The 20,728-nt window shown below is 69.4% G+C and carries 22 protein-coding genes and 2 tRNA genes; 15 read left to right on the top strand and 9 right to left on the bottom strand.

Going from position 1 to position 20,728, the window contains the following annotated elements:
• Nucleotides 1-17: 17 nt before the first annotated feature.
• The 10 genes from IE066_RS03800 (at nt 18) to IE066_RS03755 (ending at nt 7,322) form a co-directional block, all read left to right on the top strand.
• Nucleotides 18-503, top strand: a complete 486-nt coding sequence (locus IE066_RS03800; RefSeq protein WP_189447024.1) for a DUF3293 domain-containing protein — start codon at nt 18-20, stop codon at nt 501-503.
• 32 nt (nt 504-535) lie between these two features.
• Nucleotides 536-1,180, top strand: coding sequence for a heme ABC exporter ATP-binding protein CcmA (gene ccmA / locus IE066_RS03795; RefSeq protein WP_189447023.1), 645 nt, complete (start codon nt 536-538; stop codon nt 1,178-1,180).
• The gene (ccmB, locus tag IE066_RS03790) at nt 1,177-1,866 is read left to right on the top strand and encodes a heme exporter protein CcmB (protein WP_189447022.1); all 690 of its coding nucleotides are present in this window, start codon (nt 1,177-1,179) and stop codon (nt 1,864-1,866) included. The genes ccmA and ccmB overlap by 4 nt, the downstream gene beginning before the upstream one ends.
• Nucleotides 1,867-1,941: 75 nt before the next feature.
• On the top strand, nt 1,942-2,691 hold the full coding sequence (locus IE066_RS03785; RefSeq protein ID WP_189447021.1) for a heme ABC transporter permease: 750 nt from the start codon (nt 1,942-1,944) through the stop codon (nt 2,689-2,691).
• Nucleotides 2,688-2,858, top strand: coding sequence for a heme exporter protein CcmD (ccmD, locus tag IE066_RS03780; RefSeq protein WP_189447020.1), 171 nt, complete (start codon nt 2,688-2,690; stop codon nt 2,856-2,858). Before IE066_RS03785 ends, ccmD begins: the two co-directional genes overlap by 4 nt.
• Nucleotides 2,855-3,373, top strand: coding sequence for a cytochrome c maturation protein CcmE (gene ccmE, locus IE066_RS03775; RefSeq protein WP_189447019.1), 519 nt, complete (start codon nt 2,855-2,857; stop codon nt 3,371-3,373). Before ccmD ends, ccmE begins: the two co-directional genes overlap by 4 nt.
• Nucleotides 3,374-3,384: 11 nt before the next feature.
• Entirely contained in the window at nt 3,385-5,343 is a 1,959-nt protein-coding gene (locus IE066_RS03770; RefSeq protein ID WP_189447018.1) for a heme lyase CcmF/NrfE family subunit, read from the top strand.
• Nucleotides 5,340-5,891: a DsbE family thiol:disulfide interchange protein gene (locus IE066_RS03765; RefSeq protein WP_189447017.1), complete on the top strand. Its 552-nt coding sequence runs from the start codon at nt 5,340-5,342 to the stop codon at nt 5,889-5,891. The genes IE066_RS03770 and IE066_RS03765 overlap by 4 nt, the downstream gene beginning before the upstream one ends.
• Nucleotides 5,881-6,327: a cytochrome c-type biogenesis protein gene (locus IE066_RS03760; protein WP_189447016.1), complete on the top strand. Its 447-nt coding sequence runs from the start codon at nt 5,881-5,883 to the stop codon at nt 6,325-6,327. Before IE066_RS03765 ends, IE066_RS03760 begins: the two co-directional genes overlap by 11 nt.
• Nucleotides 6,327-7,322 (top strand): tetratricopeptide repeat protein, encoded by a 996-nt coding sequence (locus IE066_RS03755; RefSeq protein ID WP_189447015.1) that lies wholly within the window; start codon nt 6,327-6,329, stop codon nt 7,320-7,322. The genes IE066_RS03760 and IE066_RS03755 overlap by 1 nt, the downstream gene beginning before the upstream one ends.
• A 74-nt stretch (nt 7,323-7,396) precedes the next feature.
• Here IE066_RS03755 and ppsA read toward each other — a convergent pair whose 3' ends face one another.
• Entirely contained in the window at nt 7,397-9,769 is a 2,373-nt protein-coding gene (gene ppsA / locus IE066_RS03750) for a phosphoenolpyruvate synthase (protein WP_189447014.1), read from the bottom strand.
• A 130-nt stretch (nt 9,770-9,899) separates the two neighbouring features.
• On the opposite strand from ppsA, the gene ppsR reads away from it, so the two are divergent.
• The 4 genes from ppsR (at nt 9,900) to IE066_RS03730 (ending at nt 11,543) form a co-directional block, all read left to right on the top strand.
• Nucleotides 9,900-10,721 (top strand): posphoenolpyruvate synthetase regulatory kinase/phosphorylase PpsR, encoded by an 822-nt coding sequence (gene ppsR, locus IE066_RS03745; protein ID WP_189447013.1) that lies wholly within the window; start codon nt 9,900-9,902, stop codon nt 10,719-10,721.
• Between the two features lie 85 nt (nt 10,722-10,806).
• Entirely contained in the window at nt 10,807-11,313 is a 507-nt protein-coding gene (locus IE066_RS03740) for a DUF1249 domain-containing protein (protein WP_189447012.1), read from the top strand.
• A 43-nt stretch (nt 11,314-11,356) separates the two neighbouring features.
• Nucleotides 11,357-11,432 (top strand) — tRNA-Ala (locus tag IE066_RS03735).
• Nucleotides 11,433-11,467: 35 nt separating this feature from the next.
• Nucleotides 11,468-11,543 (top strand) — tRNA-Glu (locus IE066_RS03730).
• Nucleotides 11,544-11,586: 43 nt separating this feature from the next.
• On the opposite strand, the gene IE066_RS03725 is transcribed toward IE066_RS03730, so the two are convergent.
• Both IE066_RS03725 and orn read right to left on the bottom strand, forming a co-directional pair.
• On the bottom strand, nt 11,587-12,186 hold the full coding sequence (locus tag IE066_RS03725) for a hypothetical protein (protein WP_189447011.1): 600 nt from the start codon (nt 12,184-12,186) through the stop codon (nt 11,587-11,589).
• 65 nt (nt 12,187-12,251) lie between these two features.
• Nucleotides 12,252-12,815 carry an oligoribonuclease gene (gene orn / locus IE066_RS03720; RefSeq protein ID WP_229790649.1) on the bottom strand — a complete coding sequence of 188 codons (564 nt, stop codon included), beginning with the start codon at nt 12,813-12,815 and terminating at the stop codon, nt 12,252-12,254.
• A gap of 45 nt (nt 12,816-12,860) precedes the next feature.
• Here orn and IE066_RS03715 point away from each other — a divergent pair, with 45 nt between their 5' ends.
• Nucleotides 12,861-13,331 carry a DUF2721 domain-containing protein gene (locus tag IE066_RS03715; RefSeq protein ID WP_229790648.1) on the top strand — a complete coding sequence of 157 codons (471 nt, stop codon included), beginning with the start codon at nt 12,861-12,863 and terminating at the stop codon, nt 13,329-13,331.
• Here IE066_RS03715 and tadA read toward each other — a convergent pair.
• The 6 genes from tadA to der form a co-directional block, all read right to left on the bottom strand.
• Nucleotides 13,328-13,810 (bottom strand): tRNA adenosine(34) deaminase TadA, encoded by a 483-nt coding sequence (gene tadA / locus IE066_RS03710; RefSeq protein ID WP_189447009.1) that lies wholly within the window; start codon nt 13,808-13,810, stop codon nt 13,328-13,330. The genes IE066_RS03715 and tadA overlap by 4 nt on opposite strands.
• 126 nt (nt 13,811-13,936) lie before the next feature.
• Nucleotides 13,937-15,505 (bottom strand): glutamine-hydrolyzing GMP synthase, encoded by a 1,569-nt coding sequence (gene guaA, locus IE066_RS03705; RefSeq protein ID WP_189447008.1) that lies wholly within the window; start codon nt 15,503-15,505, stop codon nt 13,937-13,939.
• A gap of 105 nt (nt 15,506-15,610) precedes the next feature.
• Nucleotides 15,611-17,068, bottom strand: a complete 1,458-nt coding sequence (gene guaB / locus IE066_RS03700; protein WP_189447007.1) for an IMP dehydrogenase — start codon at nt 17,066-17,068, stop codon at nt 15,611-15,613.
• Nucleotides 17,069-17,144: 76 nt separating this feature from the next.
• Complete coding sequence (gene folD / locus IE066_RS03695; protein ID WP_189447006.1) at nt 17,145-18,020, bottom strand: bifunctional methylenetetrahydrofolate dehydrogenase/methenyltetrahydrofolate cyclohydrolase FolD; 876 nt, start codon at nt 18,018-18,020, stop codon at nt 17,145-17,147.
• A gap of 63 nt (nt 18,021-18,083) precedes the next feature.
• Nucleotides 18,084-19,193 (bottom strand): molybdopterin-synthase adenylyltransferase MoeB, encoded by a 1,110-nt coding sequence (gene moeB, locus IE066_RS03690; protein WP_189447005.1) that lies wholly within the window; start codon nt 19,191-19,193, stop codon nt 18,084-18,086.
• 89 nt (nt 19,194-19,282) lie between these two features.
• Nucleotides 19,283-20,680 carry a ribosome biogenesis GTPase Der gene (der, locus tag IE066_RS03685; protein ID WP_189447004.1) on the bottom strand — a complete coding sequence of 466 codons (1,398 nt, stop codon included), beginning with the start codon at nt 20,678-20,680 and terminating at the stop codon, nt 19,283-19,285.
• Nucleotides 20,681-20,728 lie beyond the last annotated feature (48 nt).

The following is a 20,728-nucleotide window of genomic DNA, read 5'->3' as shown; positions in this document are numbered from 1 at the left end:
GCGACGCGGAGGACGGGATGAGCGGGAACGGGACGCAGGACGATGCGCGGCAGGACGATCCGGTCGCGCTGGCGCGCGCCTTCGCGAGCGCCCGTTACCACGCCGAGCTCGGCGGCGAGCCGCTCGACTTCGGTGTCGGCGAGTGCGTGCCCGAGATCGAGGAGCGGCTGCCCGCGTCGGAGTACGCCTTCATCACCGCGTGGAACCCGGATGCCGAATCGCAGCCGTTGGTCGAGAACACGCGCTCGGACGATGCGCTGGTCGCGCGGCTCGACGCGACCGGCGCGCCGTACCGCCGCACCTGGGCGCAGGCGCCCGACGGCGGCCATCGCGAGGCGGGCTGGCTGGTCGCCGGGCTGACGGCGGAGCGCGCCGACGCGATCGGCCGCGATTTCGCCCAGGCCGGCATCCTCGCCTGGCGTGCGGCCGAGCCCGTCCGCCTGCACATGCTGATGCCGCGCCCCGACGGCGCGGACCTGCCGCATGTCGACTGGATAGAATGAGCGCGATCGGCCACCGGCCGTCGTAAGCGCCGATGCCCGACTCCCCGACGTCCACCCCGCCGCTGCTCGAGGCCACCGGTCTGCGCTTCTCGCGTGACGACGAGCCCGTCTTCGGGCCGCTCGACCTGTCCGTCGACACCGGCGAGGCCCTGCTGGTCCAGGGCGAGAACGGCGCCGGCAAGACCACCCTGCTGCGCGTGCTCGCCGGCCTGCTGCGTGCCGACGCTGGCGAAGTCCGGATCGCCGGCCAGCTCGCCACGCCCGCCGAGCGCGCGGGCGTGCTGGGCTACGTCGGCCACCTGCCGGGGCTCAAGGGCGATCTTTCGACGCTCGAGAACCTCGATTACCTGGGCGGCCTGCAAGGCCGGCGCGACGCATCGACGGCGGAGGCGGCGCTGGAGCTCGTCGGGCTCGCGGGTTACGAGGACCAGCTCGCGCGCCAGCTTTCCGCCGGACAGCGCAAGCGCCTCTCCCTCGCGCGCCTGTGGCTCGCGCCCTGCCCGCTGTGGCTGCTGGACGAGCCCTACGCCAACCTCGACCTCGAGGGCATCGAGCTGGTCAACCGGCTGATCCGCAGCCATCTCGACGAGGGCGGCGCGACCCTGCTGACCACCCATGGCGCCTACGCCGCACCGCCGGTGCGCACGCGCCTGCTGCAGCTGGAGCGGGCCGCATGATCGCCCGTAATGCCAGCCTCGCCGGCGCCGCCTCGGCGCTGGTCCGGCGCGATTTGCAGCTGGTCTGGCGCCGCCGCAGCGACGTCCTCCAGCCGGCGCTGTTCGCCGTGCTGGTGGTCGTGCTGTTCGCGCTCGCGCTCGGCGCCGAGGACCAGCTGCTGCCGAAGGTCGCCAGCGCGGTGCTTTGGCTGGCGGTACTGCTGGCCGGGCTTTTGTCGCTGGACGGTCTTTTCCGCGGCGACGCCGAGGACGGCTCGCTGGAGCAGTGGATGCTCGCGCCGGTCCCCCTGCCGTGGCTCGTGCTGGTCCGCACCGCCATGCACTGGGCGACGACCGCCGTCCCGCTGCTGGTCGCCACCCCGCTGCTCGGGCAACTGCTGGCCCTGCCGTCGTCGCAACTGCCGGTCCTGATGGCCTCGCTGGCGCTGGGCACGCCGTTGCTGAGCCTGATCGGAGCGGTGATCGCCGCCCTGACCGTCGGGATGAAGCGCTCCGGTATACTTGTGGCCCTGCTGGCGCTGCCGCTGTACGTGCCGGTACTGGTGTTCGGCGCAGGAAGCGTCGTCGCCGCCTCGCAGGGCCTCGATCCGAACGGTGCACTGCTGCTGCTCGGCGCCGGGCTCGTCGCCAGCCTGCTGCTGGCCCCGCTCGCTGCCGCCGCGGCGTTGCGCATCGCGCTGAACTGAGGCCCGTCAATTGAGTCAGATCAAGCGCCTGCCCGCGCCGTCGCGGGACACTGCCCCGCACGCCACGACGCTCAGATGAATCCGCTGGTCCGCTGGTTCCACCAACTCGGCTCGCCGCCCTACTTCGACCGCTTCGCGGCGCGCTGGGCGCCGTGGGCCTACGCGCTCGGCCTGCTGGTCATGTTGCCGGGGCTGTACGGTGCGCTGTTCCAGGTGCCGGCCGACTACCAGCAGGGCGACAGCTTCCGCATCCTCTACATCCACGTGCCGTCCGCGTGGATGAGCATGGCGGTGTTCGCGGCGATGGCCTTCTATGCCGCGATCGCGCTTATCTGGCGCATCAAGCTGTGCGAGATCCTGGCCATGGCCTGCGCGCCGATCGGCGCGGGTTACACGCTGATCACCCTGCTGACCGGCTCGATCTGGGGCAAGCCGATGTGGGGCACCTGGTGGGACTGGGACCCGCGCCTCACCACCGAGCTGATCCTGCTGTTCCTCTATCTCGGCGTCATGGGCATCTACGCCGCCATAGACGACCGCCGGATCGCTGCTCGCGCCGCCTCGTTCCTGGCGATCGTCGGCGTGGTGCTGCTGCCGATCATCCGGTACTCCGTGGTGTGGTGGAACTCGCTGCACCAGGGCCAGACCATCCGCATGTTCGGCGAGTCGTCGATGGATGCCTCGATGCGCGGTCCGTTGATCTGGATGGTCGTCGGCACCCATATCTGGTTCGTCGGCCAGCTGCTGGCGCGTGCACGCGCCGACAACCTTCGCCGCGAGGCCGGCAAGGCCTGGGTGGCCGACGTGGCGGGGGCGGGCCGATGAGCTACGCCAGTTACGTCATCGCCGCCTATGCGGTGTTCGCCATCGTGCTGGGCTGGGACTTCGTTTCCACCCGGCTGCAGATCCTCCGCCAGCTGCGCGCCGCGCGGCGGCGCCAGTCGCGCGACGCCGCCCGCGCGCGCCCGAAACGTTCCATGGAAGTGCAATGAACCCGATCCGCCGCCGCCGCATGCTCTGGATCCTCGCGCTCGTGCTGGGCGCAGGCCTTGCCGCATCGCTCGTCGCCATGGCGCTGCAGCGCAACGTCGCCTATCTCTACACGCCCTCCGAAGTGCTCGGCGGCCAGGCAGGCGCGCAGGTGCGCGGCGGCGACACCAAGTTCCGCCTCGGCGGCATGGTGGCCGGCGGCTCGTTCAAGCGCGCCGAGGGCTCGATGGAAGCGCACTTCACGGTCACCGACGGCGATCGCGTGATGCCCGTCGTCTACACCGGAATCCTCCCCGACCTCTTCCGCGAGAACCAGGCTGTGATCGCCACCGGCCGCATGCGGGGCGACCGCTTCGTCGCAGAAGAGGTGCTGGCCAAGCACGACGAGACCTACATGCCCAAGGAAGTCGCGGACAAGATGGGCAAGGCGCACAAGAAGCATGACGTCGCCAACGGCGCTTCGGCCGATGCCGCGCCTGCCGAAGGCGCCGCGCTGCCCGTCGGCGCGTCGCAGTAGCGGGGCCGCCGATGTTTCCCGAACTCGGCCAGTTCGCGCTGCTGCTGGCCCTCGTCGTCGCCTGCGTGCAGACGCTGCTCCCGCTGGTGGGCGCGCAACGCGGGATCGTGGCGTGGATGGACGTCGCCCGACCCGCCGCGTACGCGCAGCTGCTGTGCCTGGGCTTCGCCTTCGTCGCACTGACCCATGCGTTCGTGACGCAGGACTTCTCGCTCCGCTACGTTGCGTCGAACAGCAACTCGCTGCTGCCGATGGCCTACCGCTTCTCGGCGGTCTGGGGCTCGCACGAGGGCTCGCTGCTGCTGTGGGCGCTGGTGCTGGCGCTGTGGACGGGCGCCGTCGCCGCGTTCTCGCGGTCGCTGCCGCGCCACGTCGTCGCGCGCGTCCTCGGCGTCATGGGCGTGGTCGCCGTCGGCTTCCTGGCCTTCCTGATCTTCACCAGCAACCCGTTCGAGCGCCTGCTGCCGGCGGCCGCCGAGGGGCGCGATCTCAATCCGCTGCTGCAGGACCCGGGGCTGATCATTCATCCGCCCATGCTGTATGCCGGCTACGTCGGCTTTGCGGTGCCGTTCGCCTTCGCGATCGCCGCGCTGCTCGAAGGCAATGTCGACAACCGCTGGCTGCGCTGGACGCGGCCCTGGACGAACATCGCCTGGGCGTTCCTGACCTTCGGTATCGCGCTCGGCTCGTGGTGGGCGTACTACGAGCTGGGCTGGGGCGGCTGGTGGTTCTGGGATCCGGTCGAGAACGCGTCGTTCATGCCGTGGCTCGCGGGCGCCGCGCTCATCCATTCGCAGGCGGTGACGGAAAAGCGCGGCGGTTTCATCGGCTGGACGCTACTGCTCGCGATCGCCGCCTTCTCGCTGTCGCTGCTCGGCACGTTCCTGGTGCGCTCGGGCGTGCTGACCAGCGTGCATGCGTTCGCCGCCGATCCATCGCGCGGCACGTTCGTGCTGATCTTCCTCGGCATCGTGGTCGGCGGCTCGCTGTTGCTCTACGCACTGAAGGCGCCCGAGGGACCGGCGACGCGGGGCCGCTACTTCGCCCTGTTCTCGCGCGACACGTTGCTGCTGGTGAACAACGTGCTGCTCAGCGCCGCCTGCGCGATGGTGCTGCTGGGCACGCTGTATCCGCTGCTGGCGGACGCGCTCGAGCTCGGCAAGATCTCGGTCGGGCCGCCCTACTTCGCCGCGTTCTTCATCCCGCTGATGGGCCTGCTGGCGCTGCTGCTGCCGCTCGGGCCGCTGACGCGCTGGCAGCGCGAAGAGGCGTCGCGCCCTGCGCGCCTGTTGGCGCCGCTCGCGGTGCTCGCACTGATCTGCGGCGTCGCGACCTTCCTGATGTTGCCGCAGGGCGGCTGGAAGGCAGCGCTCGGTGTTCTCGGCGCGACCTGGGTACTGCTGGGCACGCTGCGTTTCGTCCTCCAGCGCGCGCGCAACGGCGGCCGCTTCACCGGAGAGATGACCGGCATGATCCTCGCCCACGCCGGCCTCGGCGTTTTCCTCGCCGGGGCGCTGCTCGTGGAAGGTCTGGCGCAGCAGCACGAGCTGGCGTTGCGAACCGGGCAGTCGGTGGAGCTTGGCGGCTACAGCTTCCGCTTCGAAGGCGTGAAGCACTTCCAGGGCCCGAATTACAGCGCCGACCGCGGCACCGTCGTGGTCCGCCGCGGCGATCGCGTGATCGACACCATGCATCCGGAAAAGCGCAGCTACGCCAGCGGCGGCCAAGTCATGACCGAGGCCGCGATCATTCCCGGCGCGACGCGTGATCTCTACCTCGCGCTGGGCGAGTCGCTCGGCGGCGAGGCCTGGGCCGTGCGCGTGCACGTGAAGCCCTTCGTGCGCTGGATCTGGCTGGGCGCGCTGCTGATGGCGCTGGGCGGCATCACCGCCGCGTTCGACCGCCGTTTCCGCACGCGTCGCATCGTCGCCGACGGCGCGCCTGCTGCCACCGCTGGAGCCTCGACATGACCCGCGCGCGCTGGATTCCCCTCGCCGTCTTCGGCCTGCTCGCGCTGCTGCTCGCCGCCGGCGTGTGGATGAGCCGCCGCCCCGACCGCGAGGCCCTGCCATCTCCGCTGATCGGCAAGCCGACGCCCGCCTTCGCGCTGCCGGTGCTGCACCAGCCCGATCGCACCGTGACCGCCGCCGAGCTGCGCGGTGCGCCCTACCTGCTCAACGTCTGGGGCAGCTGGTGCCCGGCCTGCCGCGACGAGCACCCGGTGATCACGCGCTTCGCCGAGACCAAGCGCGTGCGGGTGGTCGGCTACAACTGGAAGGACGCGCGCGAGGACGCCCTGCGCTGGCTCGAGCAGTTCGGCAACCCGTACTGGCTGGTGCTGGCCGACGAGCCCGGGAATACGGCGATCGACTTCGGCATCTACGGCGCACCGGAAACGTTCCTCATCGACGCCGAGGGCCGCATCCGCTGGAAGCACGTCGGGCCGCTGACCGATGCGATCCTGCGTGACGAAGTGCTTCCGCTTCTGCAGGCGCTGGATACCGAACATGGCGCGTAGGTTGCTCACGTTGGTGGCCGCGCTGCTGATCGCCGGCAGCGCGCTCGCGCAGGTCGCCGACCGCCGCCCGCTGCAGTTCCAGAGCGCGGTCGAGGAAACACGCTTCCACGCGCTGACGAACGAGCTGCGCTGCGTGATGTGCCAGAACCAGTCCATCGCCGATTCGGATGCGCAGATCGCGGTCGACCTGCGGCGCGAGATCCTGCAGCTGATCCGCGACGGCCGCAGCGATGACGAGATCCGCCGCTTCCTCGTCGACCGCTACGGCGAGTTCGTGCTGTACCGTCCCCACGTGGGGCCGGCGACGTGGCTGCTGTGGTTCGGCCCCGTGCTGGTGCTGCTCGCCGGTGGCGGCCTGGTCTGGCGCATCGTTCGACAGCGCTCGCAGGCGGCCCCCGCTGCCGCGCCCTCCGACGACGAATCCGGGGACTGGTAATGACGTACGGGTTCATCGCCGCGGCCCTGGCGCTCGGCCTCGTGGCGCTCGTGCTGGCGTTCTGGCCGCTGATCCGCCGCAGCCCCACCCTCGGTGGCCTACTGGCCGGCGCGATGCTGGTGGTCGTCACCGCGCTCTATCTTCTGGTCGGCACGCCCGCCGCGCTCGACCCGGCGAACGTGCGCGCGCCCGATACGCTCGCCGGCGCGATGGAGCGCCTCGAAGCGGAACTCGCACGCAAGCCCGACCAGCCGGAAGGCTGGCGTCTGCTCGCCGACGCCTACCGCGCGCAGGGCCGGCTGGTCGAATCGGCGCGCGCCTTCGAGCAGGCCGCGCGCTACGCGCCCAATGACGCCGATGTGCTGGCACAGGCGGCGGAGGCGCGCGCCTTCGCCGCGAAGGATCGACGCTTCGACGACGAAGCCGTCGCGCTGTTGCGCAAGGCGCTAGCGATCGACCCGAAGCACCAGCGCTCGCGCTGGTTCATGGGAGTCGCGCAGCGCCAGGGCGGCCAGCCCGCCGAGGCGGCCGCCACCTGGCAGGCGCTGCTCGCGGACGTCGAGCCGGGGACCGCCGGGCCGCTGCGCGCGCAGATCGATTCGGCACGGCGCGACGCGGGCCTGCCGGCACTCACAGCCGATGAACTGCCCGCCGCGACTTCATTGCTGGTGAAGCTCGACATCACGCCGGCCCTGCGCGAGCAGCTGCCGGCAGATGCGGCGGTGTTCGTGCTCGCGCGCGAGCCGGGCGGCATGCCGATGCCGGTGGCCGCCAAGCGGATCGCGCTGTCCGACCTGCCGGCAACCGTCCGCCTGTCCGATGCCGATAGCCCGATGCCCACGCGCCGCCTCTCGCAACTGGCGCGCGTGGAAGTACTTGCCCGCGTGTCGCGCACCGGCGTCGCCAATGCACAGGCGGGCGACCTCGAATCCAAGCCGGTCGAAACCGCTTCGAGCGGCGAAGTCGAACTCCTGATCGACCACGCGCGGCCCTGATCGCCTCCGCATCGCGAACGCGTCGCGCATGAAAAAGCCCCGCCGAAGCGGGGCTTTTTCTCATCCGGCCACGATCAGGACGCCTTGGCCTTCGCCAGGCGCAGCCAGGTGTCGACCACGGTGTCGGGGTTGAGCGACACCGACTCGATGCCCTCCTCCATCAGCCACTGCGCGAGGTCCGGATGGTCGCTCGGGCCCTGGCCGCAGATGCCGACGTACTTGCCCTTGGCGCGCGCGGTGCGGATCGCCATCGACAGCAGCTTCTTCACTGCCGGGTCGCGCTCGTCGAACAGGTTCGCAACGATGCCGGAGTCGCGATCCAGGCCGAGCGTCAGCTGCGTGAGGTCGTTCGAGCCGATCGAGAAGCCGTCGAAGATCTCGAGGAACTCTTCCGCCAGCAGCGCGTTCGACGGCACCTCGCACATCATGATGACCTTCAGGCCGTCCTTGCCCTGCTCGAGTCCGTTGGCGCGCAGCACTTCGACAACCTTGCGGCCCTCGTCCAGCGTGCGGACGAACGGGATCATGACCCAGCAGTTCTTCAGCCCCATCTCGTTGCGGACCTTCAGCACCGCGCGGCATTCCAGCGCGAATGCGGCCGCGAACGACGGATCGACGTAGCGGCTCGCGCCGCGGAAGCCGATCATCGGGTTCTCCTCGTGCGGCTCGTAGCGCGCACCGCCGATCAGGTTCGCGTACTCGTTCGACTTGAAGTCCGACAGGCGCACGATCACGGGGTTCGGCGCGACCGATGCGGTGATCGTCGCGATACCCTCGGCGAGGCGATCGACGTAGAAGTCGACCGGGCTCGAATAGCCGGCCATCTTCGCGTCGATCTTCTTCTTCGTCTCGGCGTCCTGCTTGTCGTAGTCCAGCAATGCCTTCGGATGCACGCCGATGTGGCTGGCGATGATCATCTCCAGGCGCGCAAGGCCGACGCCTGCGTTCGGCAGCATCGCGAAATCGAAGGCGCGCTCGGGGTTGGCGACGTTCATCATCACCTTGAGTGGCGCCGGCGGCATGTGCTCGAGGTCGGCCACGTTGCGGTCGAACGGCAGCTCACCCTCGTAGATGAAGCCGGTGTCGCCCTCGGCGCAGCTCACGGTGACCTGCTGGCCATCCTTGATCGTGTCGAGCGCGTTGCCCGTGCCGACCACGGCCGGCACGCCCAGTTCGCGCGCGATGATCGCCGCGTGGCACGTACGACCACCGCGGTTGGTGACGATCGCCGCCGAGCGCTTCATCACCGGCTCCCAGTCGGGGTCGGTCATGTCGGCGACCAGCACGTCGCCCGGCTGCACCTTGTGCATGTCTTCGAGGTTGCGCACCACGCGCGCGACGCCGGTGCCGATCTTCTGGCCGATCGCGCGGCCTTCGCAGACCACGTTGCCGCGCTGCATCAGCTGGTAACGCTCGATCTGCGTTGCATGCGCCCGCGATTTCACCGTCTCCGGGCGCGCCTGCACGATGAACAGCTTGCCGCTGACGCCATCCTTCGCCCACTCGATGTCCATCGGGCGGCCGTAGTGCTGCTCGATGACCAGCGCCTGCTTCGACAGTTCCTCGACGTCCGCATCCGTCACGCAGAACCGGTTGCGCAGCTCGGCCGGCGTTTCCTCGGTGCGCACGCGCTCGCCCGGCACGTCGGAATAGACCATGCGCAACTGCTTGGCGCCGAGCGTGCGGCGCAGGATCGCCTTCTTCCCCTCGCGCAGCGTGGGCTTGTAGACGTAGAACTCGTCCGGGTTCACCGCGCCCTGCACCACCATCTCGCCGAGGCCGTAGCTCGCGGTGACGAACACGACGTTGCGGAAGCCCGACTCGGTGTCCAGCGTAAACAGCACGCCCGAGGAACCGACGTTCGAGCGCACCATCAACTGCACGCCTGCCGAGAGGAACACGTCCTCGTGCTTGAAGCCGTGGTGCACGCGATAGGCGATCGCGCGGTCGTTGTAGAGCGAGGCGAACACTTCCTTCACCTTGTGGACGACGTCGTCCTCGCCGGTCACGTTGAGGAAGGTCTCCTGCTGCCCGGCGAAGCTCGCGTCCGGAAGGTCTTCCGCAGTCGCCGACGAACGCACCGCCACGGCCACGTCGCCGCCGCCGTTCTCGGCGCACAGCTGCCGGTAGGCCTCGCGGATCTCACGGTCGAGGTCGGGCTGCAGCGGCGCGTCGATCACCCAGCCGCGGATCTCGCCGCCGGCGGCCGTCAGCGCCTGCACGTCCTCGACGTCCAGCGTCGCCAGCCGGTCGAAGATGCGCTGGTGCAGGTCGTTGTGCGCGATGAACGCCTTGAAGGCCTCGGCCGTCGTCGCGAAACCGCCGGGCACGGACACGCCGAGACCGGCGAGGTTGCCGATCATCTCGCCCAGCGAGGAATTCTTGCCGCCGACGCGCGCCAGGTCCGACAGGCGCAGCGCGTTCAACCACAGGATGTTCTCGTTCAAGACCTTCTCCGAGGAGGATTTCCGGGCGCGAATCGCCGGCGATTACGGATATGATCGCCGCTGCGACCCGCGCATACAAGCTTGATTTGCCGGGGTTTTCTGGTTCCGCCACCGCCCAGCGTGCACGCCGATGACCGAGCTTCGCCCCGTTTTCTACGTCTCCGACGGCACCGGTATCACGGCCGAGACCATCGGCCACAGTGTGCTGACGCAGTTCACCGAGACGCGCTTCGAAAGCACCCGCATCTCGTTCGTGGATACGCTGGAACGGGCGAGCGAGACCGTCGCCCGTATCCGCGAGGCCGGCGCGCGGCATGGTGTCCGACCCATCGTGATCAATTCGTGCGTGGATCCCGAGATCAGTGCGGCGCTGGTCGAGAGCGGCGCGCTGATGCTCGACGTGTTCGCGCCCTTCATCGAGCCGCTGGAGCGTGAGCTCGGGCAGATCCGCCAGCGCCACATCGGCCGCGCCCACGGCATGGTCGACTTCGAGCGCTACCACCGCCGCATCGACGCCATCAACTTCACGCTGACGCACGACGACGGCCAGAGCCTGGACTACGCCGATGCCGACGTCGTGCTGGTGGCGGTGTCGCGCGCCGGCAAGACGCCGACGTGCATCTACCTCGCGCTGCATTACGGCGTGCTGGCGGCGAACTACCCGCTCACCGAGGAAGACCTCGAGCACGACCGCCTGCCGCCGCGGCTGCGCCCGTACCGCAACAAGCTGTTCGGGCTGACGATCGACCCGGCGCGGCTGCAGCAGATACGCCAGGAACGTCGCCCGAATTCGCGCTACGCGCAGCTGGAAACGTGCAGGCGAGAAGTCGCCGCGGCGGAGGCGATGTTCCGCGCCGAGCGCATCCCGACCCTCAGCACGACGCACACGTCGATCGAGGAAATCGCGAGCAAGGTGCTGACCACGCTGGGCCTGCAGCGCGAGATGTTCTGAGCCGTACCACGGCGGCGCGTGTCCGCCGCTGAACGGGTCGGGCACCGTCGCACCGGCGTGGACAGGCGGCGTGTAGAGTCGATCCATGTCCCAGCTCGCCGCCCGCAAACGCCTCGTCCCGCGCCTCGGCCGCTTCGCCTGGCTGATGGCCCTGTATGCCGAGAACCACGGCCGCCTCGCGCGGCTTTTCGATATCCGCGGGCTACGCGAAGGCCGGTGGATCTCGGACCTCGGCGACGGCGTGCCGCTGCGCGTCGACGTGATCGGCCAGCACCCGTACACCACCGAGATCCGGCTCACGTATGCGATGCAGGACCCGGTTACGGGCGAGTCCGATCCGTCCGCCTACGTGCGCCTCTATCACGACGCCCGGCAGGCGGAGGCGACGCACTGCTATGTCGGCCGTCGCTGGCAGGACGTCATCGGCCTGAATCCGACGCCGGAACGGCTGCTTGGTCACCGCATGAGGATGAACACGTTCCTCGGCAAATGGCTGCAATACCTGGGCGAGCGCGGACACGACACGTCGACGTTGCGCTTCGACGGCCCCATCCCGATTGAAGATCGTGAAGAAGTCGTAGATAACGCTTGACGGACCAATGTCCGCTCCCTAATATGCCGGCTCTCCAGCGCGTGGGGCCATAGCTCAGCTGGGAGAGCGCTACAATGGCATTGTAGAGGTCGCCGGTTCGATCCCGGCTGGCTCCACCAACGTTCCGGTTCGTCGATTCATCGACAACCACGACGTCCCCATCGTCTAGAGGCCTAGGACATTACCCTTTCACGGTAGCGACCGGGGTTCGAATCCCCGTGGGGACGCCACTCTTCGAAGGCCCGCGAAAGCGGGCCTTCTCTTTTTCTCGGTTCAGTCGACACTACGACGCAGGGCCTCGTCCTGCGCGTCCTGGCCGTGCAGCGGCAGGCAATCCGGCCGACGCAGGCGCATCTCGATTTCGCTGCAGTGCCGGTGCGGGCCGCCGAATAGGCTGAGCGCCGTCCCCACCGCCTTCGAACGGAAACGCGCCTGCTGCAGGGCGTCGCCGGCCGGCACCCAAGCCTGCTCGAAACGTGTGCGATGCACAGCGATCGGCGCCTCTCGCTCGAAGGGATCGCGATGCTGAAATGGTGCGTGCGTTTCCGGCGGTCGCAAGTCCATCCTGGCCGCACCTGCGCGCTCGCGTGCGACCGCCCGGCGTTCGTCGTCAGTGGAGATGGGCGCCTGCGCGATGTTCCGCCGCGCTTGCCGCCCGCCTCGTGCAGTGCGTGCAAGCGCCGCGACTAGTCGGCGTTGCCGTTGTTCGCGAGCTTCGGGCCGTTGGATGAATTCGACCTGCAATGCAACGTCGTCATTCGCCGACGCGCGTGTCGCCGTCACGGGCCGCGACAGCCAGATGCCAATGAGCGTATGTACGATCGCGACGACGACCCATGCGATCGCCGAGAACCACCTGTCCCTGTCTGCCATCCCTGCCCGTCCCGTTGTGGACGGAAGACAGGACCGTCGAAGCGGCTCCGGGTTCCCGCGCTGTGTCAGCCCGCGTTCGCGCCGCCGAGCTCGCCCATGAAACGCCGGTAATGGCGCAGTTCCGCGATCGAATCGCGCACGTCGCTGAGCGCCGTATGCGCCGACGCCTTGGCGACGCCCGAGGCCACCTGCGGCGCCCAGCGTCGTGCGAGTTCCTTGATCGTGCTCACGTCCAGATTGCGGTAGTGGAAGTGCTTCTCCACGCGCGGCATCAGGCGGTGCAGGAAGCGGCGGTCCTGGCAGATGGAATTGCCGCACATCGGCGACGCCCCGGCGGCGAGCCATTCCTGCAGGAACGCCACGGTGCGCGCTTCGGCGTCGACCATCGCCACACCCTCCTTCAGCACGCGATCCCACAGGCCCGACTTGCGATGCTGGTTGCGGTTCCAGTCGTCCATGGCCTCGAGCTGCTCGACCGGATGCGCGATGGCCAGCTCCGGGCCTTCCGCGAGGATGTTGAGCTCGGCGTCGGTCACGACGGTGGCGATCTCGAGGATCGAATCGTTGTCGGTATCGAGCCCCGTCATTTCGAGATCGATCCAGACGAGGCGGTTCCGCGTGTCACTCATGCGCATGCTTCCTGCTGTGTCGGGGCATCATAATCGAGCGACCACATGGGCGATGCGATGAACCCGATCCTCGGCGCCGGCCACTACGCGATCCTGACCTCGATGCTGGCCCCAGCGCTGCTGATGGCCGCGACGGCGTCCCTGCTCGTGTCCGCGAATGCGCGGCTCGCGCGAGTGGTGGACCGGCTGCGGACGTTGATCGAGGAGTGGAAGCACGTGGCGCCCGACGCCGCGTCGCGCGACCTGCGCATCGCGCGCCACCGCCGGCGCGCGCACTTCGTGCTGCGTGCCTGCCAGATGCTCTATCTCGCGCTCGGCTCTTTCGTTGGCACGAGCCTGACGCTCGCGATCGATGCGTTCCTCGTATACCGGCTCGACATCCTTCCGACCGTACTGGCGGTGCTGGGCGTGGCCTTCCTGCTGGGCGCGAGCGCGCTCATGGGCGCGGAGGTCAGCCTCGCGGTGCGCAGCTTCGACGAGGAGCTGGACCACGAGATCCACCGCTACCGCAGCTAGCGTGGCGCGAGCCCGCGCTTGGTCCGGAAGTAGTTTGTGAGCATCGAACCCGCCTCTTCAGCCAACACGCCGCCGGTGATCGACACGCGGTGGTTATGGCGCGGATCGCCAAGCAGGTCGAACACGCTTCCGGCAGCGCCGGTCTTGGGGTCGTAGGCCCCGAACACGACACGTGAGACGCGTGCGTGGATCATCGCCATCGCGCACATCGCGCAGGGCTCGAGCGTGACGTAAAGCGTCGCGCCAATCAGGCGGTGGTTGCCGACCGCCCTGCCCGCCTCGCGCATCGCGACGATCTCGGCATGCGCGCTCGGATCCTGGTCGCCGATGTTGCGGTTCCACCCGCGGCCGATCACGTGGCCGTCCGCATCGACCACGAGGGCGCCCACGGGAATCTCGTCGTGCTCGTCGCGGGCATGAATCGCGAGCGCGAGGGCTTCGCGCATGAGGTGGTTGTCGGTGTCGGTGATATCGGACATGCGATCGGGCTGATGTCGCGTTGCAAAGCGATCAGTCGCGCCTCGGACGCTGCGAACGCCCGGCCGCGCCCAGCGGGCGCGGCAATGAAGACGGCCGCGCGGCAGTGCCGCGCAAGCGGGCCCTCTTCATTCCCACTCGATCGTGGCCGGCGGCTTGCCGCTAATGTCGTAGACCACGCGTGACACGCCGCGCACCTCGTTGATGATGCGGTTGGACACGTGCCCGAGGAACTCGTGCGGCAGGTGCGCCCAGTGCGCGGTCATGAAGTCGATCGTCTCGACGGCGCGCAGCGCGATCACCCACTCGTAGGCGCGCGCGTCGCCGACGACACCGACGGACCGCACCGGCAGGAACACCGCGAACGCCTGGCTCACCTTGTCGTAGAGGCCGGCGCGCCGCAGCTCGTCGATGAAGATGTGATCCGCCTTCGCGAGGATCTCCGCGTACTCCGGACGCACTTCGCCGAGGATGCGCACGCCGAGCCCGGGGCCGGGGAACGGATGACGGTAGACCATCGAGTGCGGTAGGCCGAGTTCGGTGCCGAGCCGGCGTACCTCGTCCTTGAACAGCTCGCGCAGCGGCTCGACCAGGCCGAGCTTCATGTGCTCCGGCAGGCCACCGACGTTGTGGTGGCTCTTGATGACGTGCGCCTTGCCGGTCTTGCTGCCGGCCGACTCGATCACGTCCGGATAGATCGTGCCCTGCGCGAGCCAGCGCGCATTGGTGAGCCTGTTGGACTCCTCGTCGAAGATCTCGACGAACAGGCGGCCGATGATCTTGCGCTTGGCCTCCGGGTCGTTCACGCCTTCCAGCGCGCGGAAGTAGCGCTCGCGCGCATTGACTCGGATCACGCGCACGCCCATGTGCTCGGCGAACATCGCCATGACCTGATCGCCTTCCTCGAAGCGCAGCAGGCCGGTGTCGACGAAGACGCAGGTGAGCTGGTCGCCGATCGCGCGATGCAGCAGCGCGGCGACGACCGACGAATCGACGCCGCCCGACAGGCCGAGGATCACCTCGTCGCTGCCGACCTGCGCGCGCACGCGCGCGATCTGGTCCTCGATGATGTTCGCCGCGTTCCACAGCGTGCGGCAGCCGCAGATGTCGACGACGAAGCGGCCGAGAAGCGCCTGGCCGGATTTGGTGTGCGTCACCTCGGGATGGAACTGCACCGCGTACCAGCGCTTGGCCTCGTTGGCCATCGCCGCGACCGGAATCCGGTCGGTGCGCGCGGTGACGACGAAGCCGGGCGGCGCCTTCGACACGTGGTCGCCGTGGCTCATCCACACGTCGAGCCTGGGCGGTGCGCCCGGGTGATCCTTGAGGTCGCCGAACAGCGAATCCTGCGCGACCAGTTCGACGGTGGCATGGCCGAATTCGCGCGCGTCGGCGGCTTCCGTCGCGCCGCCCAGCTGCGCGGCCATCGTCTGCATGCCGTAGCAGATGCCCAGCACCGGCAGGCCGGAATCGAAGACTTCCTGCGGCGCACGCGGCGCGCCCGGCAGCGTGGTCGACTCGGGGCCGCCCGACAGAATGATGCCCTTCGGCCCGAACGCCGCGATCTCGGCGGGATCGTGGTCCCAGGCCCAGATCTCGCAGTAGACGCCCAGCTCGCGCACGCGGCGGGCGATCAGCTGCGTGTACTGCGCGCCGAAGTCGAGGATCAGGATCTTGTCGCTGTGGATGTCGTGCACGGCCTGTTCCGGTCGTAGCGACGGCCCTGCGCCGGCGGGGCCGCGATGCGACGGCACGGCGGCCGTCGTCGATACCGCCGCGCGGCGCACGGCGGGAGCCGCGAACTACGTACGGTAGTTCGGCGGCTCCTTGGTGATCTGCACGTCGTGCACGTGGCTCTCGCGCGTGCCGGCGCTGGTGACGCGCACGAAGCTCGGCTTCTTGCGCATCTCCTCGATGGTCGCGCAGCCGACATAACCCATCGTCGCGCGCAGGCCGCCGGCGAGCTGGTGCACGACGCCGCGCAGCGGGCCGCGATACGGCACGCGGCCTTCGATGCCTTCGGGCACGAGCTTGTCGGCGTCGGAGGCGTCCTGGAAATAGCGGTCCTTGGACCCCTTCTCCATCGCGCCCAGCGAGCCCATGCCGCGATAGCTCTTGTAGCTGCGCCCCTGGAACAGCTCGGTCTCGCCCGGCGATTCCTCGGTGCCCGCGAACAGGCCACCGATCATCACGCTCGACGCGCCGGCCACGATCGCCTTGCCGATGTCGCCCGAGTAGCGGATGCCGCCGTCGGCGATCAGCGGAATGCGGTCCTGCAGCGCCTCGGCGACCATGTCGACCGCGGTGATCTGCGGCACGCCCACGCCCGCGACGATGCGCGTGGTGCAGATCGAACCGGGCCCGACGCCGACCTTCACCGCGTCTGCACCGTGGTCCATGAGCGCAAGCGCCGCGTCGCCGGTGACGATGTTGCCGCCGATGACCTGCACCTTCGGGAACTTCGACTTCACCCACTTCACGCGGTCGAGCACGCCCTGCGAATGGCCGTGCGCGGTGTCGACCACGATCACGTCGACGCCCGCGGCGACCAGCGCTTCGACGCGCGCTTCGGTATCGCCGCCCACGCCCACCGCCGCGCCGACCAGCAGGCGCTCGCTCGCGTCGTACGCCGCATTGGGGTTGTCGCGCTTCTTCTGGATGTCCTTGACGGTGATCAGGCCGCGCAGCGCGAAGTCGTCGTTGACGACCAGCACCTTCTCGATGCGGTGCTTGTGCAGCAGGCCGAGGACCTCGTCGTCCGACGCGCCTTCCTTGACGGTCACCAGGCGGTCCTTGCGCGTCATGATGTTGCGCACCGGATCGTCGAGCTGCTTTTCAAAGCGCATGTCGCGGCTGGTGACGATGCCGACCAGCTGGCCGTTCTCGTCGACCACCGGCACGCCCGAGATATTGCGGGCGCGCGTGAGCTTGAGGACTTCGGCGATCGTCGTGGACGGCCCGACGGTGAACGGCTCCTTGATCACGCCGGCCTCGAAGTTCTTGACCTGCGCGACCTGCGCGGCCTGCTGCTCGGCCGTCATGTTCTTGTGGATGATCGAGATGCCGCCCAGCTGCGCCATCGCGATGGCGAGGCGGGCTTCGGACACGGTATCCATCGCCGCCGACACGATCGGCAGGCGGATGGTCAGGTCGCGGGTAAGGCGGGTGGCGAGCGAGACGTCCTTGGGCAGGACCGTCGAGTGCGCGGGGACGAGCGAGACGTCGTCGAAGGTAAGCGCTTCAGCCTGGATGCGCAGCATGGGCGACCCCGGGAGGATGAAGCGCGTCATTCTACCGTGAGCGCCGCTCCCGCGACGAGGGCGCACGTGCGGCCACTCAGGCGGGATCCAGCGCCTCGGCGGCGTCCAGCGTGTTTTCCATCAGCGTGGCGACCGTCATCGGCCCCACGCCGCCCGGCACCGGCGTGATCCAGCTGGCGCGCTGCGCCGCCGCCTCGAAACCCACGTCGCCGACCAGGCGGCCGTCGTCGAGCCGGTTGATGCCGACGTCGATCACGACCGCCCCCGGCTTCACCCACTCGCCCGGGATCAGGCCCGGCTTGCCCGCCGCGACCACCAGGATGTCCGCGCCGCGCACCGACGCTTCGAGCACCGCTGGCGGCGTGAAGCGATGACAGGCGGTGACGGTGCAGCCGGCGATCAGCAGCTCGAGCGCCATCGGCCGGCCGACGTGGTTGCTCACGCCGACGATGGTCGCGCTCTGCCCCCGCACCGGCCGGTCGGTGTAGCCCAGCAGCGTGGTGATGCCGCGGGGCGTGCAGGGCCGCAGGCCGAACTCCCGCAGCACCAGCGCGCCCACGTTCTGCGGATGGAAGCCATCGACGTCCTTGCGCGGGTTGATGCGGTTGATCAGCGCGCTCGCGTCGCGCCGGTCCGGAAGCGGCAGTTGCAACAGGATGCCGTGGATCGACGGATCGGCGTTCAGGCGGTCGATCAGCGCGAGCAGCGTCGCATCGTCGGTATCGGCCGGCAGGTCGTGGTCGACGGCACGGATGCCGACCTTCTGCGCGGCGCGCCGCTTGTTGCGCACGTACACCGCCGACGCCGGGTCATCCCCGACCAGGATCACCGCGAGTCCCGGGGCCTGCCTGCCGGCGGCGAGGCGCGCGTCGACGCGGGACTTCAACTCGTCCAGCAGGGATTCGGCGATGCGCTTTCCATCGAGGATGCGGGCGGTCGTGGTGTCGGTCATCGGCGCGCCGTGGGAAACGGGGTGCGCATTATCGCCGGTCCGCCGACGCGCTGCGTCGCTGGCTCAACCCGCGCAGAAACGTACGTAGTCGATATAGCCCGGAAACGCGCGGCCGGGGGCGCAGACCGGGCACTCGGGGTCCGGCGGAATGCGCGTCTCGCGAAAACGCGTGGCCAGCGCGTCGACATGCAGCAATCGTCCGGCGAGCGGCTCGCCGATGCCGAGCAGCAGCTTGAGCACTTCGTTGGCCTGTAGCAGGCCGACGATGCCCGGCAGCACGCCGAGCACACCCGCCTCGGAGCAGTTGGGCGCGGCCTCCGGCGGCGGCGGCTCGGGAAACAGGCAGCGGTAGCAGGGCTGCTCGCCGCGGCGGCGTCCGGCGTCGAACACCGCCAGCTGGCCTTCGAAGCGGTGCACGGCGCCGTAGACCATCGGCTTGCCGTGCTTCACGCAGGCGTCGTTGAGCAGGTAGCGCGCGGGGAAGTTGTCGGCGCCGTCGAGCACCACGTCCACGTCGGCGACGAGGGCATCGACGCTTTCGGCGGTGACGCGTTGCTGCACCGCCTCGACCCGCACGCGCGGGTTCAGCGCCGCCAGCGTCTGTGCCGCGGACTCCACCTTCGGCCGGCCGATGCGCGCCTCGGCATGGAGGATCTGGCGCTGCAGGTTGCTGCGATCGACCACGTCGTCGTCGGCGATGCGGAGCGTGCCGATACCCGCCGCGGCGAGGTAGTAGGCGGAAGGCGAACCGAGGCCACCGGCGCCCACCACGAGCACGCGCGCAGCTTCCAGGCGCCGCTGCCCCTCCACGCCGACCTCCGGAAGCCGGAGATGGCGGGAGTAGCGGTCGAAGAAGTCGGCATCGCCTTCGGGCACGACGATCGGCAGCCCGTCGGCGCGCCAGCGACGCGTGCCGCCGTCGACCGAGGACACCCTCGCGTAGCCCGATTCGAGCAGCCGCTCGGCGGCCCTTGCCGAGCGGACGCCCGACTCGCAGATCACACAGATCTCGCGCGATCGGTCAGTCACGGCCGATTCGATGTCGGCTGCGGCGCAGGCCATGGCGCCCGCGGCCATGCCGGTCGCGCGTTCGTGGAGTTCGCGCACGTCAATGAGGACGGCGCCGGCCAGCTGACGCTCGCGCGCCTGATCGGGGGTGACGGTCGGGATCATCGACACATTGTCGCGCCTGGACGCGCCCGCGGGCGCCACCCGGCGGCATGGCGCGTTCCGCCAGGCTGGGGACGGAACGCGCGGAGCCCTTACTTCCGCTTGGCGTGGCGGATCAGGCGGCGCTTCTTGGCGACCTGCTTCTCGGTCAGCACGTTCTTCTTGCCCTCGTACGGGTTCGCGCCTTCCTTGAACACGAAACGCACCGGCGTGCCGACGAGCTTGAAGCGCTTGCGGAAGAAATTCTCGAGGTAGCGCCGGTACGTATCGCTGAGCGTGCGCAGGCGTGTGCCGTGCACGACGAATGTCGGCGGATTACTGCCAGCCGGGTGCGCGAAGCGCATCTTGGCGACGTGGCCGCGCACCGTCGGCGGCGGATTGGTCTCGTACGCGATCTCGACCGCGCGCGTGACCTCGCTGGTGCTGAATTCCTTCGTCGCCGAGGCATGCGCGCGGTGGATGGCGGCGAACAGCTCGCGCAGGCCCGAGCCGTGCTTCGCGCTGATGCGCACGGCTTCCGCCCAGTCGACGAAGCCCAGCTTGCGCGACAGCAGCGCCTGCGCCTGGTCGCGCTGGTATTCGGTCAGGCCGTCCCACTTGTTCACGGCGATGACCAGCGCGCGGCCCGCGTCGAGCGCGTAGCTCAGTACGGTGGCGTCCTGGTCGGTAATGCCTTCAGAGCCGTCGAGCAGCACTACGGCGACCTGGCACTGCTCGATCGCCGCCAGCGTCTTGAACGCGGAGAACTTCTCGACCGCCTCGTCCACCCGCGAGCGGCGGCGCAGGCCGGCGGTGTCGATCAGCCGGTAGCGACGGCCGTCGCGCTCCATGTCGATCGACACCGAGTCGCGCGTCGTGCCCGGCACCTCGGAGGCGATCATGCGCTCCTCGCCGAGCAGGCGGTTCACCAGCGTCGACTTGCCGACGTTCGGGCGGCCGATGAAGGCCACGCGGATGCGCGTGGGATCCTCGTCGAGCACCGGCGCGGCGCCCTCTTCCGGCAGGTGCGCGTACACGCGCGCGAGCAGCGCGTCGACGCCGTGCCGGTGCGAGGCCGCGACGGCGATACGGTCCGACAGGCCGTAGCGCACGAACTCGTTGAGCGCCTGCTGCGCGTCAATGCCGTCGGTCTTGTTGACCACGAGCACCGTCGGCCGGCCGGTGCGGCGCAGCCACTGCAGGATCTCGTCGTCGAGCGCGGACGGGCCTTCGCGGCCGTCGACGACGAACAGCACGACGTCCGCTTCCTCGGCGGCGGCGCGCGCCTGGCGCGCGGTCGCGCCGGCGAGGCCCTCGTCCTCGCCCGCGATGCCGCCGGTGTCGACGACCGCGAATGCAGGCCGCCCTTCCGGGCGCGCGACGCCGTAGTTGCGGTCACGGGTGACGCCGGGCTCGTCGTGCACGAGCGCATCGCGCGTGCGCGTGAGCACGTTGAAGAGCGTGGATTTGCCGACGTTGGGACGACCGACGAGGGCGACGAGCGGGAGCATGTTTCGACCTCGGAAGGTGCCGGAAAACGAAACGGGTCGCGCGGTGGC

This window comes from Cognatilysobacter xinjiangensis (assembly GCF_014651995.1).
Lineage (GTDB): Bacteria > Pseudomonadota > Gammaproteobacteria > Xanthomonadales > Xanthomonadaceae > Cognatilysobacter > Cognatilysobacter xinjiangensis.
Note: the sequence above shows the minus strand (reverse complement) of the source record. Positions and strands in the feature narration are given on the sequence as shown.